The 12,723-nt window shown below is 74.9% G+C and carries 11 protein-coding genes; 9 read left to right on the top strand and 2 right to left on the bottom strand.

Features of this window, described 5'->3' with window-relative positions; all coding sequences use genetic code 11:
- Nucleotides 1–4: 4 nt before the first annotated feature.
- Nucleotides 5–1,279, bottom strand: coding sequence for a serine hydrolase domain-containing protein (locus tag KDL28_RS09240; RefSeq protein ID WP_252436991.1), 1,275 nt, complete (start codon nt 1,277–1,279; stop codon nt 5–7).
- Nucleotides 1,280–1,605: 326 nt separating this feature from the next.
- Between KDL28_RS09240 and KDL28_RS09235 the strand changes: the two genes are divergently transcribed.
- From KDL28_RS09235 to KDL28_RS09210, 6 genes are all read left to right on the top strand, one after another.
- Entirely contained in the window at nt 1,606–2,346 is a 741-nt protein-coding gene (locus KDL28_RS09235) for a TetR/AcrR family transcriptional regulator (RefSeq protein ID WP_252436990.1), read from the top strand.
- A 77-nt stretch (nt 2,347–2,423) separates the two neighbouring features.
- On the top strand, nt 2,424–3,842 hold the full coding sequence (locus tag KDL28_RS09230) for a PrsW family intramembrane metalloprotease (protein ID WP_252436989.1): 1,419 nt from the start codon (nt 2,424–2,426) through the stop codon (nt 3,840–3,842).
- A 223-nt stretch (nt 3,843–4,065) separates the two neighbouring features.
- Nucleotides 4,066–5,232 carry a PrsW family intramembrane metalloprotease gene (locus tag KDL28_RS09225; protein ID WP_252436988.1) on the top strand — a complete coding sequence of 389 codons (1,167 nt, stop codon included), beginning with the start codon at nt 4,066–4,068 and terminating at the stop codon, nt 5,230–5,232.
- Nucleotides 5,233–5,333: 101 nt separating this feature from the next.
- Nucleotides 5,334–6,236: a Rossmann-like and DUF2520 domain-containing protein gene (locus KDL28_RS09220; RefSeq protein WP_252436987.1), complete on the top strand. Its 903-nt coding sequence runs from the start codon at nt 5,334–5,336 to the stop codon at nt 6,234–6,236.
- Nucleotides 6,233–7,126 carry a pantoate--beta-alanine ligase gene (gene panC, locus KDL28_RS09215; RefSeq protein ID WP_372496927.1) on the top strand — a complete coding sequence of 298 codons (894 nt, stop codon included), beginning with the start codon at nt 6,233–6,235 and terminating at the stop codon, nt 7,124–7,126. The genes KDL28_RS09220 and panC overlap by 4 nt, the downstream gene beginning before the upstream one ends.
- Nucleotides 7,127–7,133: 7 nt before the next feature.
- Nucleotides 7,134–7,994: a type III pantothenate kinase gene (locus tag KDL28_RS09210; protein WP_252436986.1), complete on the top strand. Its 861-nt coding sequence runs from the start codon at nt 7,134–7,136 to the stop codon at nt 7,992–7,994.
- Here KDL28_RS09210 and KDL28_RS09205 read toward each other — a convergent pair.
- A complete protein-coding gene (locus tag KDL28_RS09205) occupies nt 7,910–8,668 on the bottom strand; it encodes a class I SAM-dependent methyltransferase (protein WP_252436985.1) in 759 nt (252 codons plus the stop codon). The two genes, KDL28_RS09210 and KDL28_RS09205, sit on opposite strands and share 85 nt — an antisense overlap.
- Nucleotides 8,669–8,782: 114 nt before the next feature.
- Between KDL28_RS09205 and lysS the strand changes: the two genes are divergently transcribed.
- The 3 genes from lysS to KDL28_RS09190 all read left to right on the top strand — a co-directional run bounded on the left by lysS (nt 8,783) and on the right by KDL28_RS09190 (nt 12,591).
- Nucleotides 8,783–10,237 carry a lysine--tRNA ligase gene (gene lysS, locus KDL28_RS09200; RefSeq protein WP_252437146.1) on the top strand — a complete coding sequence of 485 codons (1,455 nt, stop codon included), beginning with the start codon at nt 8,783–8,785 and terminating at the stop codon, nt 10,235–10,237.
- Nucleotides 10,238–10,348: 111 nt separating this feature from the next.
- Complete coding sequence (locus KDL28_RS09195) at nt 10,349–10,696, top strand: histone-like nucleoid-structuring protein Lsr2 (protein WP_252436984.1); 348 nt, start codon at nt 10,349–10,351, stop codon at nt 10,694–10,696.
- Between the two features lie 1,088 nt (nt 10,697–11,784).
- Entirely contained in the window at nt 11,785–12,591 is an 807-nt protein-coding gene (locus KDL28_RS09190) for a siderophore-interacting protein (RefSeq protein WP_252436983.1), read from the top strand.
- The last annotated feature ends 132 nt before the right edge of the window (nt 12,592–12,723 follow it).

The raw sequence follows: 12,723 nt of genomic DNA, 5'->3' as shown, positions 1-12,723 counted from the left end.
CGCGTCAGCCGCCGCCACCGCCGCCGGGCGGCTCGGCGAAGCCGGTGACGGCCTCGTTCTCCTGCTGGATCATCTCGATCAGCGGGAAGTCGTCGTAGTTGCTGAGGATGACGCCGACCCAGCCGGTGTCCCGGTAGATGGTCCAGTTGGCGCCGCTGCCGGCGTTGCCACCGGCGCGCGCGACCACCCACTGGCCGTCCAGGACCCTCCCCGGTGGCCCGTACGTCCCGAAACCCTCCGGGGCGCCGGGTGGCGGGGGCGGCTGGCCCGCCTTGCCCTGGTACTGCGGGAACTTGGCGCCGAGGAGCATGTCGGCGTACGGCCGGTCCAGCAGCGTGCCGTCGCCCAGCGCCTGCCCGAACCGGACGAGGTCGGCCGCGGTCGCGAAGCCGCCGTCCGCGGCGCCGTCGATGAAGTTGCGGCCCGGGTTCTTGCCCAGGATGAACTCGTTCACGCTGCCCTTGTCCAGGTTGCGGACGGCGTCGACCCGGCTGCCGTCGGCCTGCCGCATGTAGGAGTGCGCGATGTGCTCGTCGCTGAGCCACTCCGGCCTGGTGTAGAACGCCGAGCCGGTCATGCCGCAGCGCCCGAAGACGTGCTCGTGCACGTAGTCCCAGTACGTCGTGCCGGTCACCGCCTCCACGATCTGCGCGATGATCGGCACGGCTCCCTGGGCGGTGCCGCCTTCGGAGCCGGGAGGGGCCACCAGCTCCGACTGCCGGGTCCACTCCTCGTAGAACGCGTGCACCTCCTCCCGGCTCTCGAACACCCGTTGCAGGTCACCACCCCCGCGCTGCTTCAGCCCGGGGTTGGTGAGCAGGTGGTGGATCCGCACCCGCTCGGCGACGTCGGTGGCGAAGCCGTCCAGGTGGGTGCCCACCAGGTCGGCCAGCCGCACCTTCCCCTGCTGCGCCAGCTGCAGGATGGCCACCGAGGCGAACGGCTGGACCGCCGAGCCCAGGTTGAACGCGACGCCCTCGTCGTTGGCGATGCCCTTCTCCTGGTCGGCCAGGCCGTAGCTGCGCGACAGCACGGTCCGGCCCCGGTGCGACAGCACCACCACGCCGGAGAACTCGTCCGCCGCGGCCAGCTCGGCCACGTACCGGTCGTAGGCCCCGCCGGGCAGGGTGTCCGGCGGGACCGCGTCGTCGCCTGGCGGGGCGGGTGCGCCGGAACCGGTCGGGGCGGCGTTGCCGATCCCGGCGCCCACCAGCGGCACGCCGACCGCCACCGCACCGGCCGCCAGCCCGCTCCACCCGAGCAGCCGCCGCCGGTTCACGCCACGTCCGGGGTTCGATGCGCTGTCGCCCATGCCCCCACCGAACAAGCAGCGGGGTTGCCGTGGCGTATCCGGATTCCGATAGGCCCGCGATACGCGAGCGCCCCGCCGTCCGGGGCTCAGGCGGGAGTCGGGGACAGCTGGGCCATGCGGACCGCGCGGCTGCGGGCGACGGCCCAGGTCGTGACGGCGAGGCGGCGGCGGCCCACACCAGCAGCCCGACGGCCGCGCTCCAGCCGCCGCCACCGCCGGTGACGATGCCGCGCAGCCCGTCGACGGCCTGCGCGGTCGGGAACAGGCCCGCCAGGCCGTCGAGCGCGGCGGGAGTGGTCGAGACGACGCCGGTCGCCGGCGTCACGACGGCCACCACGACCGCCGCGAAGCGCCCGGTGCCGCGCAAGGCCGCGACCAGCCCCTGCACGACCGCCGCGAAGGCGACCCCGGCCGTCGGCGACGATCACGATCCCGCCCGCGCGTCGGGGCGCCGCGGCCGCACCCGCGCCCGCCTGCTCGACGCCGCCGTCGACGTGTTCGCCGAGCGCGGCGTCGAGGGCGCCACCGTCGAGCTGATCTGCGAGCGGGCCGGCTTCACCCGCGGCGCGTTCTACTCGAACTTCGCCACCAAGGAGGAGCTGCTGCTGGCCGCGGCCGAGCACGTGCTGCAGGTGTCCCTGCAGCGCATCGAGGAGGCCGCCGACCGGCTGGTGCTCGACCCGGGGGCCGACCACGCCGCGCAGATCGACGCGCTCGTCGCGCACTTCCTCGGCCCGGAGGACCCGCGCGGGGTGCGGATCGAGGCCGAGCTGCGCCGGCTGGCCCAGGACGACCCGCGGGCCCGCGCGCTGGTGCTGCGGATGAACGAGCACGTCGAGTCGCGCGTGCTGGGCGTCGTCGGGTCGGTGGAGGCGATGGGCAGCCTGCGGCTGCGCGCCGAGCCGATCGTCGTGGTCCGCACGCTGGTGGCGCTGCACCGGCAGTCCGCCGAGTTGGCCTGGCTCACCGGCGCCGAGATCGACCTCACCCTGCTGACGTCCTACGTGCTGGTGGCCACCGAACCCGCCGGCTGAGCGGGCTGGTCTTCCCGATCGGGGACACCCGTCGAGTGCCGCGGGGCGTTGTCGGTGGCGGTCAGTAGTCTTGGTCCATGTCCGCCCCCTCGGGGGCCCAGGCCACCTGGCAGGGGCCGCTGCCCACCCCGCAGCGCCAGCGTCGCGGAGTGCTGGCGCCGGTGCTCGGCGCCATGGCGCTGGGCATCTGCGGCCTGCTCGCGGTCGGGCTCGGCGGCTCCGGGCTCGGTGTCGGCGGGGTCGTCGTCGGCGCGCTGTGCGCGCTGCTGCCGGTCGGTCCGGTCGTCGCCACGTTCCTGTGGCTCGACCGCTGGGAGCCCGAGCCCCCGCGGCTGCTGCTGCTGGCGTTCGCCTGGGGCGCCGGGGTGGCCACGCTGACCGCCCTGCTGGTCAACACCGGCGGCGAGCTGATCGCCGCGCAGCTGATCGGCGCGGGCGGGGCCGACGTGGTGGCCACCGTGATCGTCGCCCCGATCGCCGAGGAGGCGGTCAAGGGCGTGTTCCTGGTCGGGCTGCTGGTGTTCAACCGCCGCGAGTTCGACGGCATGGTCGACGGCGTCGTCTACGCGGGGCTGGTGGCCGCGGGGTTCGCCTTCACCGAGAACATCCTCTACTTCGGCGCCGCCTTCGTGGAGGACGCGATGAGCGGGGCCAGCAGCACCCTGTGGTCGACGTTCTTCCTGCGTGGGCTGCTCGGGCCCTTCGCCCACCCGCTGTTCACCGCGATGCTGGGCATCGCCTGCGGCATCGCCGCGCAGAACCGCAACGGCACGCTGCGGGTGGCGGTGGTGGCCGTCGGCTACGTGGCCGCGGTGGGCCTGCACATGCTGTGGAACGGCGCGGCCTCGCTGGGCAACGACCAGTGGTACAGCATCTACGGCTCGGTCATGGTGCCGCTGTTCTTCGCCCAGATCGGGCTGGTGCTCTGGCAGCGCCGCCGCGAGCAGCGCATCGTCGCCGAGCAGCTGCCGGAGTTCGCCAAGGCCGGCTGGATCGCCCCGAGCGAGGTGGCGCTGCTGTCCAGCCTGGCCGGGCGGCGCGGCTGGCAGCGGGCGGTGCGGGCGCGCTCGGGCAAGGCGGTGGCCAAGGCAGTCGTGGAGTACCAGGCCGCGGTCACCGAGCTGGCGTTCCTGCGGGCCAAGATGTCCCGGGGCGCCGTGCAGGTGTCCGGGCCGCTGTGGCACGAGCAGGCCGTCGCCGCGCTCTACCGGGCCCGCCTGCAGGCCGTGGGGCACCCGCAGGCGCTCACCGTCGCGCTGCGGCACGGGGGGCCGTCGCGCAGCTCCCGCGGCCCGTCGATCACCCCGCCGATCACCTCCGCGAGCGCCCCATCCGCCACCCCGGCCGTCGCCCCGTCGGGCCCGTCGCCCAGCGCCGTGCCCCCGGTGCAGCGCTCCGGCAGCGGCCCCGCCGTCCCGGCCCGCGGTCCCGGGCAGGCCTTCCCGCCGCCGCGGCCGCCGCAGAGCGGGCCGCCGCGCCAGCCACCGGTCCGCTGAAGCCCGTCCCGGGCGCGCCGTGCTCGATCGTGGCCTGCCCGGCTACCGAAGGTCGTGTCCTGCACACCCCGCCGCCGATCTCCGCGCCCAGATCGTCCCCGGCAGCGTTGCCGGCCCGGCCGGGTACAACCAGTACGACGGCCGGACCGGCGCCTCGCCGGGAACGATCTGGATCACGGAGCTCGACGACCAGGGCTTACCGGACACGACCTAGGCTGACCGGGTGTCACCGCCGCCCCCGCCCGGCTCGCTGCCCACCTCCCGGCAGCGCCGCAACCGGGTGCTCCTCCCGGTCGTCGTCCTGGTGGTGCTGGGCATCTGCGGCCTCACCGTGCTCGGCGTGGTCGCCGGCAGCATCGGGACGGCCGGGGTGCTGGTCGGCGCCGTGTGCGCGCTGCTGCCGGTCGGGCCGGTCGTGGCCGCCTTCCTCTGGGTCGACCGGTGGGAGCCGGAACCGCCGCGGCTGCTGCTGTTCGCGTTCGGCTGGGGCGCCTGCGTCGCCGCGCTGACCGCCCTGCTGATCAACACGAGCGCGATCTCGGTGCTGGAGCAGACGCTCGGGCAGGAGACCGGGGCGCTGGCCGGGCCGGCGCTCGTCGGGCCGGTCGTCGAGGAGGCGGTGAAGGGGGCGTTCCTGGTCGGGCTGCTGGTGCTGCACGGGCGCGAGTTCGACGGCGTGGTCGACGGCGTCGTCTACGCCGGGATCGTGGCCGCCGGCTTCGCGTTCACCGAGAACATCCTCTACTTCGGGCAGGCCTTCGTCACCGAGGGGCTGGGCGGCGCGAGCGGCGGGGTGCTGGTCACGTTCCTGCTCCGCGGCGTGTTCGCGCCGTTCGCCCACCCGCTCTACACCGCGATGATCGGGATCGGGGCGGGGCTGGCCGCGGGCAGCCGCAGCACGGGGTTCCGGGTGGCCGCCGTGCTCGTGGGCTACCTGGTCGCGGTGGCGCTGCACGCGCTGTGGAACGGCGCGGCCACGCTGTTCGGCGGGGTGGCCTTCTTCGGCGTCTACGGGTACGTGATGGTGCCGGTCTTCCTCGCCCTGATCGGCCTGGTCGTCTGGCAGCGCAGGCGCGAGCAGGACACGATCGCCCAGTACCTCCCGGAGTTCGCCCGGCAGGGCTGGGTGGCGCCGAGCGAGGTGCGGCTGATGGCCAGCATGGCCGGGCGGCGCGAGTGGCGGCGCAAGGTGCGGGCCCGCTCGGGGCGGGCGGCGGCCAGGGCGGTCGCCGAGTACCAGGCCGCGGTCACCGAGCTGGCCTTCCTGCAGGCCAGGATCGTGCGCGGCACCGCGGGCCCCGACGCCGACCAGTGGCGCCGCCAGGCGCTCACCGAGGTCCACCAGGCCCGCCGCCGGGCCGTGGGCCGGGCCGACGAGGCCGCACGGTGATCGGCGCGGGCCACTAGCCTGGGCGGTGCCGCGGTCCCCCGACGACCCGGCACGGCGGGAACGGGGTGGGGCAGGATGCACGAGCGAATCGGGGAACGGCGATGAGCGCCCGTCCGGCCCGGCTCGCGGTCGGGGTGGTGTCGGCGGGTCGCGTCGGCGCCGTCGTCGGCGCCGCGTGGGCCGCGGCAGGGCACCGCGTCGTGGCCACGTCCGGGGTCTCCAAGGCCTCCGTCGACCGGGCCGCCGCGCTGCTGCCCGGCGTCCCGCTGCTGGCCCCGGACACCGTGGTCGCCGGGGCCGACCTGGCCCTGCTCGCGGTGCCCGACGACGTGCTGCCGGGCCTGGTGCGCGGGCTGGCCGCGGCCGGGAGCTTCCGCGCCGGGCAGATCGTGGTGCACACCTCCGGCGCGCACGGCGTCGGCGTGCTGGCGCCCGCCGTCGAGCACGGGGTGCTGCCGCTGGCCCTGCACCCGGTCATGACGTTCACCGGCCGCCAGGAGGACGTGGCCCGGCTCGCCGGGTGCAGCGTCGGCGTCACCGCCGCCGAGGACGACGAGACGGGCGTGGACGTCGGGTTCAACGTCGGTGCCGCGCTGGTCGTGGAGATGGGGGCGGAGCCGGTGCGGGTGGCCGAGGCCGTCCGGCCGCTCTACCACGCCGCGCTGGCGCACGGCGCCAACCACCTGGTCACGCTGGTCCGCGACTGCGTGGAGACCCTGGAGCGGGCCGGCATCCGGCCGGCCGAGCGGCTGGTGGCCCCGCTGCTGTCCGCCGCGCTGGACAACGCCCTGCGCCACGGCGACCGCGCCCTCACCGGCCCGGTGGCCCGCGGCGACGTCGGCACCGTGCGCAAGCACCTGGCCGAGCTGACCGCCGCCGACCCCGACCTGGCCGAGACCTACCGCGTGCTGGCGGGGCGCACCGCGCGCCGGGCGGCCGCCGCCGGCCTGCTGCCCGACCACGCCGTCGACGACGTGCTGAGCACCCTCCGGGAGGGACCGTGACCACCGAGACCGGCCGAGGCGCCGCCCGCAAGCCCTACGTGGCGGGCGAGCTGACCCCGCACGTCTCGCCGACGGAGCTGGCCGCGACGACGCGGGCGCTGCGCGGAGCCGGGCGGCGGATCGTGCTGGTGCCGACGATGGGCGCCCTGCACGAGGGGCACCGCGAGCTGATCCGGCACGCCCGCAGGCTGCCCGGGTCGACCGTCACCGTCGTCTCGATCTTCGTCAACCCGCTGCAGTTCGGCGCGGGCGAGGACCTCGAGCGCTACCCGCGCCCGCTGGCCGAGGACGTGCGGGCCTGCCGCGAGGAGGGCGCCGAGCTGGTCTTCGCGCCGTCCGCCGCCGACATGTACCCCGAAGGCGCCGACACCACGATCTCGCCCGGCGTGCTCGGCGAGCAGCTGGAGGGCGCGGTGCGGCCCGGGCACTTCGCCGGGGTGCTCACCGTCGTGGCCAAGCTGTTCCACATCGTCGGGCCGGACGTGGCGTTCTTCGGCGAGAAGGACTACCAGCAGCTGGTGCTGCTCCGCCGGATGGTGCGCGACCTGGACTTCCCGGTCTCGGTCGTCGGCGTGCCCACCGTGCGCGAGCCCGACGGGCTGGCCCTGTCCAGCCGCAACGCCTACCTGTCCGCGGCCGACCGGCCGCGCGCGGCCGTGCTGCACCGGGCCCTGCGCGCCGGGGCGGGCGTCTCTGCCGGGGGGCCGCGGGCCGTGCTGGACGCGGCCTGGGCGGTGCTGCGGGAGGAACCGGCGCTCGCCGTCGACTACCTGGAGCTGTGCGACGCCGACCTGCGCCCCGACCCGCAGCCCGGCGGCACCGCCCGGCTGCTGGTGGCGGCCCGGCTGGGGACCACCCGGCTGATCGACAACGTGCACGTGCAGCTGTAGGCCGTCGATGCTGCTCTGCGTGGACGCCGGCAACACCCAGATCGCGCTCGGCCTCTACGAGGAGGCGCTTGCCGGGGAGCCGGACCCCGAGGTGCGCCCGCCGCTGGTGCGCGACTGGCGGATGCGCACCGACCCGCGGATGACGGCCGACGAGCTGGAGGTCGCCTTCCGCGGGCTGCTGGGCCGCTACACCGACGAGGTCAGCGGCATCGCCGCGCTGTCCACCGTGCCCAGCCTGCTGCGCGAGCTGCGGCTGCTCATCGAGCGCCGCGACGACCCGCACGTGATCGTCGGGCCGGGGGTGCGCACGGGGGTGCCGCTGCTGGTCGACAACCCGCGCGAGGTCGGCGCCGACCGCGTGATGAACACCCTGGCCGCGCACCGGCTGTACGGCACCGCCTGCGTGGTCGTCGACTTCGGCACCTCGACCAACATCGACGTCGTGTCGAGCCGCGGCGAGTTCCTCGGCGGCGCGCTCGCCCCCGGCATCGAGATCTCGTTGGAGGCGCTGGCCAGCAGGGCCGCCGCGCTGCGCTCCGTGGAGCTGGTGCGGCCCCGCTCGGTGATCGGCCGCAACACGGTGGAGTGCCTGCAGTCCGGGGTGCTGTACGGCTTCGCCGGCCAGGTCGACGGGCTGGTGGGCCGGATCGTCGCAGAGCTCGGCCCGAAGGCGGGCCCGGTGACCGTGCTGGGCACCGGCGGGCTGGCCCCGCTGATGGCCGGGGTGTCGGAGACGATCGCCGAGTACGTGCCCGACCTGACCCTGCTGGGGCTGCGGCTGACCTACTTGCGCAACGTCCGGAGCACCTCGGTGACCAGCGGCAGCTCGAACTCGCCCGCCGAGGTCTCCGGGCGCCCGGCCAGGTAGTCGCGCAGCCCGCCCAGCGCCCGCTCCCGCACGTCGGGCTCGCTGACCAGCAGCCACGAGTGCGTGCCCATGCTGGCGACCAGGCCCTCCGCGGTCGTGCGCACGGGGTTGGGGTGGCGGCTGTGCCGGCTGTGCGCGAACGCCGGGTGCCCGGGCAGCGCAGGCACGTTGTCCGTGCCCTCCGCGGGCGGGACGCTGCGCTGGGAGTAGAGCGCCTCGCGGTAGCCGCGCACCCACTCGACCGCGAGGTCGTCGCTGTTCCACAGCGCCGCGAGCACCCCGCCCGGGCGCAGCACACGGGCCGCCTCGGCCAGCGCGCGGTCGTGGTCGAACCAGTGCCAGGCCTGCCCGACCAGCACCGCGTCCACCGACGAGTCCTCGGCCGGCACCTCCTCGGCGGTCCCGGAGCGGGCCTGGACCTCCGGGAGCCTGGCCCGCAGCTGGGCGAGCATGCCCTCGTCCGGCTCGACGGCCGTCACCGGACCGAACTCCAGCAGGGTGGCGGTGAGCTTGCCGGTGCCCGCCCCGAGGTCGAGCAGCCGGGGCGGCTCGCTCGCCCCGAGCACCGGCTGCAGCGCCCACTCCACGGCGGCTCGCGGGTAGCCCGGCCGGAACGCGGCGTAGGCAGCGGCGGCCGGTCCGAAGGAGCGCGCCCGTGCGCGGTCGATGTCCACGTCGCGGACGGTACGGGGCGCACCGACGGGGGACGGCCGCGTCGCCGTCACTAACCTTGTCCCGTGAGCACAGAGCACGCAGCCCCGGACCAGGACCAGGAACTCCCCGAGCAGATGCGGGTCCGGCTGGCCAAGCGCGCGCAGGTACTGGCCGAGGGGCGCGATCCCTACCCCGTCGTCGTCGAGCGCAGCCACACGCTGCGCCAGGTCCGCGACGCCCACCCCGACCTGCCGCCGGACACCGCCACGGGCGAGACCGTCGACGTCACCGGGCGGGTGATCTTCCTGCGGAACACCGGCAAGCTGTGCTTCGCCACGCTGCGCGAGGGCGACGGCACCGAGCTGCAGGCGATGCTGAGCCTGGCCCTGGTCGGTGAGGAGGAGCTGGGCCGCTGGAAGGCCACCGTCGACCTCGGCGACCACGTCCACGTGCACGGCGAGGTGATCACCTCCCGGCGCGGGGAGCTGTCGGTGATGGCCGACCGCTGGGAGCTCACCTCGAAGGCCGTTCGCCCGCTCCCGGTGGCCCACCACGAGCTCTCCGAGGAGACCCGCGTCCGCCAGCGCTACGTCGACCTCATCGTCCGGCCCCAGGCCAGGGAGATGGTGCGGGCCCGGGCCGAGGTGATGCGGACGCTGCGCTCCCAGATGCACGACCGCGGATTCACCGAGGTCGAGACGCCCATGCTGCAACTGGTGCACGGCGGGGCGACGGCGCGCCCGTTCGTCACCCACGCCAACGCCCTGGACACCGACCTCTACCTGCGGATCGCGCCGGAACTGTTCCTGAAGCGGTGCATTGTCGGCGGCATCGAGCGGGTCTTCGAGATCAATCGCAACTTCCGGAACGAGGGCATCGACTCCACGCACTCGCCGGAGTTCGCGATGCTGGAGACCTACCAGGCCTACGCCACCTACGACGTGATGGCGGATCTGACCCGGGAGTTGGTGCAGGCCTGCGCACGCGCCGTGTTCGGATCCACGGTCGTGCGTCATGCGGACGGGTCGGAACACGATCTGGGGGGTGCATGGCGCTCCGTGACGTTGCATGGTGCAGTTTCCTCCGCGGTCGGGGTGGAGGTCACACCGGACACCTCGGTCGAGGATCTGCGGAAGCTGGCGGCCGCGCACGACGTCGCCCTGAAGGATTCGCTGTCGGCCGGTGAGATCGTCCTCGAACTGTTCGAGAAGCTGGTCGAGCACACCCTCCGCGAACCCACCTTCGTGCGCGACTACCCGGTCGAGGTGCGCCCGCTCACCCGGCAGCACCGCGACGACCCGCGGCTCACCGAGGCCTGGGACCTCGTCGTCTTCGGGCACGAGCTGGCCACCGCCTACTCCGAGCTGGTCGACCCCGTCGAGCAGCGGCGCAGGCTGCAGGAGCAGTCCCTGCTGGCCGCCGCGGGCGACGCCGAGGCCATGCGGCTCGACGAGGACTTCCTGCGTGCGATGGAGTACGGAATGCCGCCGACAGGCGGCATGGGAATGGGCGTCGACCGCCTCCTCATGACGCTGACCGGGCTCGGAATCAGGGAAACCATTCTGTATCCGCTCGTGCGTTCTGAGTAACGGATCGCCCCTCCCCGGAGGGGTGACTCGACGCCGACGATCGAATCGCTATATCGTGCGGTGGGCTGCGGCGTTGTCGCAGATCCCAGTACGGCGAGTGTGGAGGTCCCGGTGGCGCAGATCCGTGAAGTGAGATTGATCGACGACCTGGACGGAGAGGCGGCCGACGAGACCGTCGAGTTCGGTCTCGACGGCAAGGCGTTCGAGATCGACCTGTCCAAGGGCAATGCGGGGCGACTGCGCGATGTGCTCGCCGAGTTCGTGGCGGCCGCGCGCAAGGCGGGCGGTGGCCGGCGCCGTTCCACCGCCACCGCCGCCGCGACCCCGCCGCGCCGCCCCTCGATCGACCGCGAGCAGAACCAGGCGATTCGCGAGTGGGCGCGCAAGCGTGGAATGAAGGTTTCCGACCGGGGTCGCATCCCGGCCGAGGTCCTGGAGGCCTACCACCAGGAGAACTGACGATCGACGGCGCGGCGGGCCGCGGCCACCGGCGGCCCGCCGCCCCGGATCAGCACCGGGCGATCAGCACGGCTCGATCTTCACGCGCACGACGAGCACCCCCACCGCGACCACCGCGGCGCCGACGACGGCGCTCGCCGCGAGGCCCCGCCCGTGTCCACGCACACCCACCGGCCACGACGCACACGCCGGACGCTGTGCGTGCACACCACACGGTGTGCGCGGTGCCCACCGGGGCGACGCGCACCGGCGGAGCCGTACGAGAGCGACTCTCGTCGCGCCAGACGCAACCAGAGTCGCTCTCGTCCGGCGCAGCGGGACGAAAGCCACTCTCGCTCCGGTAAGGCGGCGCGCAGCGCCGCGAGGCGAGCCCAGGCGAAGCGGCGCGCAGCGCCACTCCCCTCCCGAGGCCCCTGCCGTCACGTCGGCGCGCTCGGCAGAGCGCGTCCGACGCGACCCCCGCACCCTCCCCTCCCAACCGCAGCCCATGGATGCCAACCGTGCGGGGGCCGCGGCGGACGTGCTTCGCTGAGCGTGACGACGGGACGGCAGGGGCCGAACCCCTGCTCGATCCGAGGTCGCCCGCCGCGGAGGCGCCGCCGGAGGCGCTCCTTCACCCCGCCTTCGCCCCACCGGTACTCACGAGGCTGGGCACGCCACCCGGCAACGTTCCTGCCTACTGAGGGCGTCCGCGCGCGTCCGCTCCGGGGAGAGGAGCTTGTCGGACTTGTCGGAGGGAGGGGAAGTGCGCCTCCGGCGGGCCTCGGCTCGAGCAGGGGCACTTCTCCGGGGGTCCGGCGGGGGAGGGTCGGCGGGGGTCCGGGGCACCCGCCGGCCCGGGGGTACCCCCCGCCCCACGGGGGTAGGGGGGGGGGGGGGCGGGGCCCCCGGCTGCCTCTTTGCCCCCCCCCTCAACTGTGGGTTTGGGGGGGGGGGGGGGGGGGGGGGGCGCGCGGTGCCGGACGGAGTGCGTGGTGGGTGGCGCTTCCGGTCGGCGCGCCGACGTGATCAGCTTGGCCGGGTGCACCGCCTCTGGAATGTGCTTAGGCTGACCTAAGCACGGCCACGAATCCGACCGAGGAGGTCCGATGCCCCGACGGACGACCACGCTCGAGGTCCGCCGCACCGAGCGGCTCACCCCGGGGATGATCCGCGTCGTCGCCGGCGGCGGCGACATCGCCGATTTCCCCGACACGCCCTACACCGATCGCTACGTCAAGCTCGTCTTCCCGCGGCCGGGGGTGTCGTACCCCGAGCCGTTCGACATGGAGACGATCCGGGCCGAGCTGCCCCGCGACCAGTGGCCCGCCATGCGGACGTACACGGTCCGCGCGCTCGACCACGCCGCCGGCGAGATGACCATCGACTTCGTGGTCCACGGCGACCGCGGCCTGGCCGGGCCGTGGGCCGCCGCGGCCCGCCCCGGCGACGTGCTGCGCCTGCAGGGCCCCGGCGGCGCCTACGCACCCGACCCGGAGGCCGACTGGCACCTCTTCGCGGGCGACGAGAGCGCGCTGCCGGCGATCGGGGCCGCCTGCGAGCGGCTGCCCGCCGGTGCGCGGGCCGTGGCCGTGCTGGAGGTGGGCGGGCCGCGGGAGCAGCAGGAGCTGCCGGCCGGCGTCGAGCAGCACTGGGTCCACCGCGACACCGCCGGGCCCGACGGGCTCGTCGAGGCCGTCCGGGCGCTGGAGTTCCCGGTCGGGCGGGTGCACGCGTTCGTGCACGGCGAGGCCGGGGCGGTGCGCGCCCTGCGCCGCCACCTGCTCGACGATCGGGGCGTGCCGCGCGCAGATCTGTCCGTTTCCGGCTACTGGCGCATCGGCCGTGACGAGGACGGGTGGCAGGCCGACAAGGCCGCGGAGCGCGCGGCCGAACAGGCCGCGATCCCGGGCTGACCTGCGTCGTCACCCTCCGGTCGGGCCCGGGTGCCGTCCGGGAATCCCGGTGGCCGACCGGGTGTTGGCCCATAGCAGGTGAGCGGACCGCGGGCACCGCGGGGCCCCGGGCCGATACAGTGGGAGTCGGGG

This window comes from Pseudonocardia humida (assembly GCF_023898865.1).
GTDB classification, from domain to species: domain Bacteria; phylum Actinomycetota; class Actinomycetes; order Mycobacteriales; family Pseudonocardiaceae; genus Pseudonocardia; species Pseudonocardia humida.
Note: the sequence above shows the minus strand (reverse complement) of the source record. Positions and strands in the feature narration are given on the sequence as shown.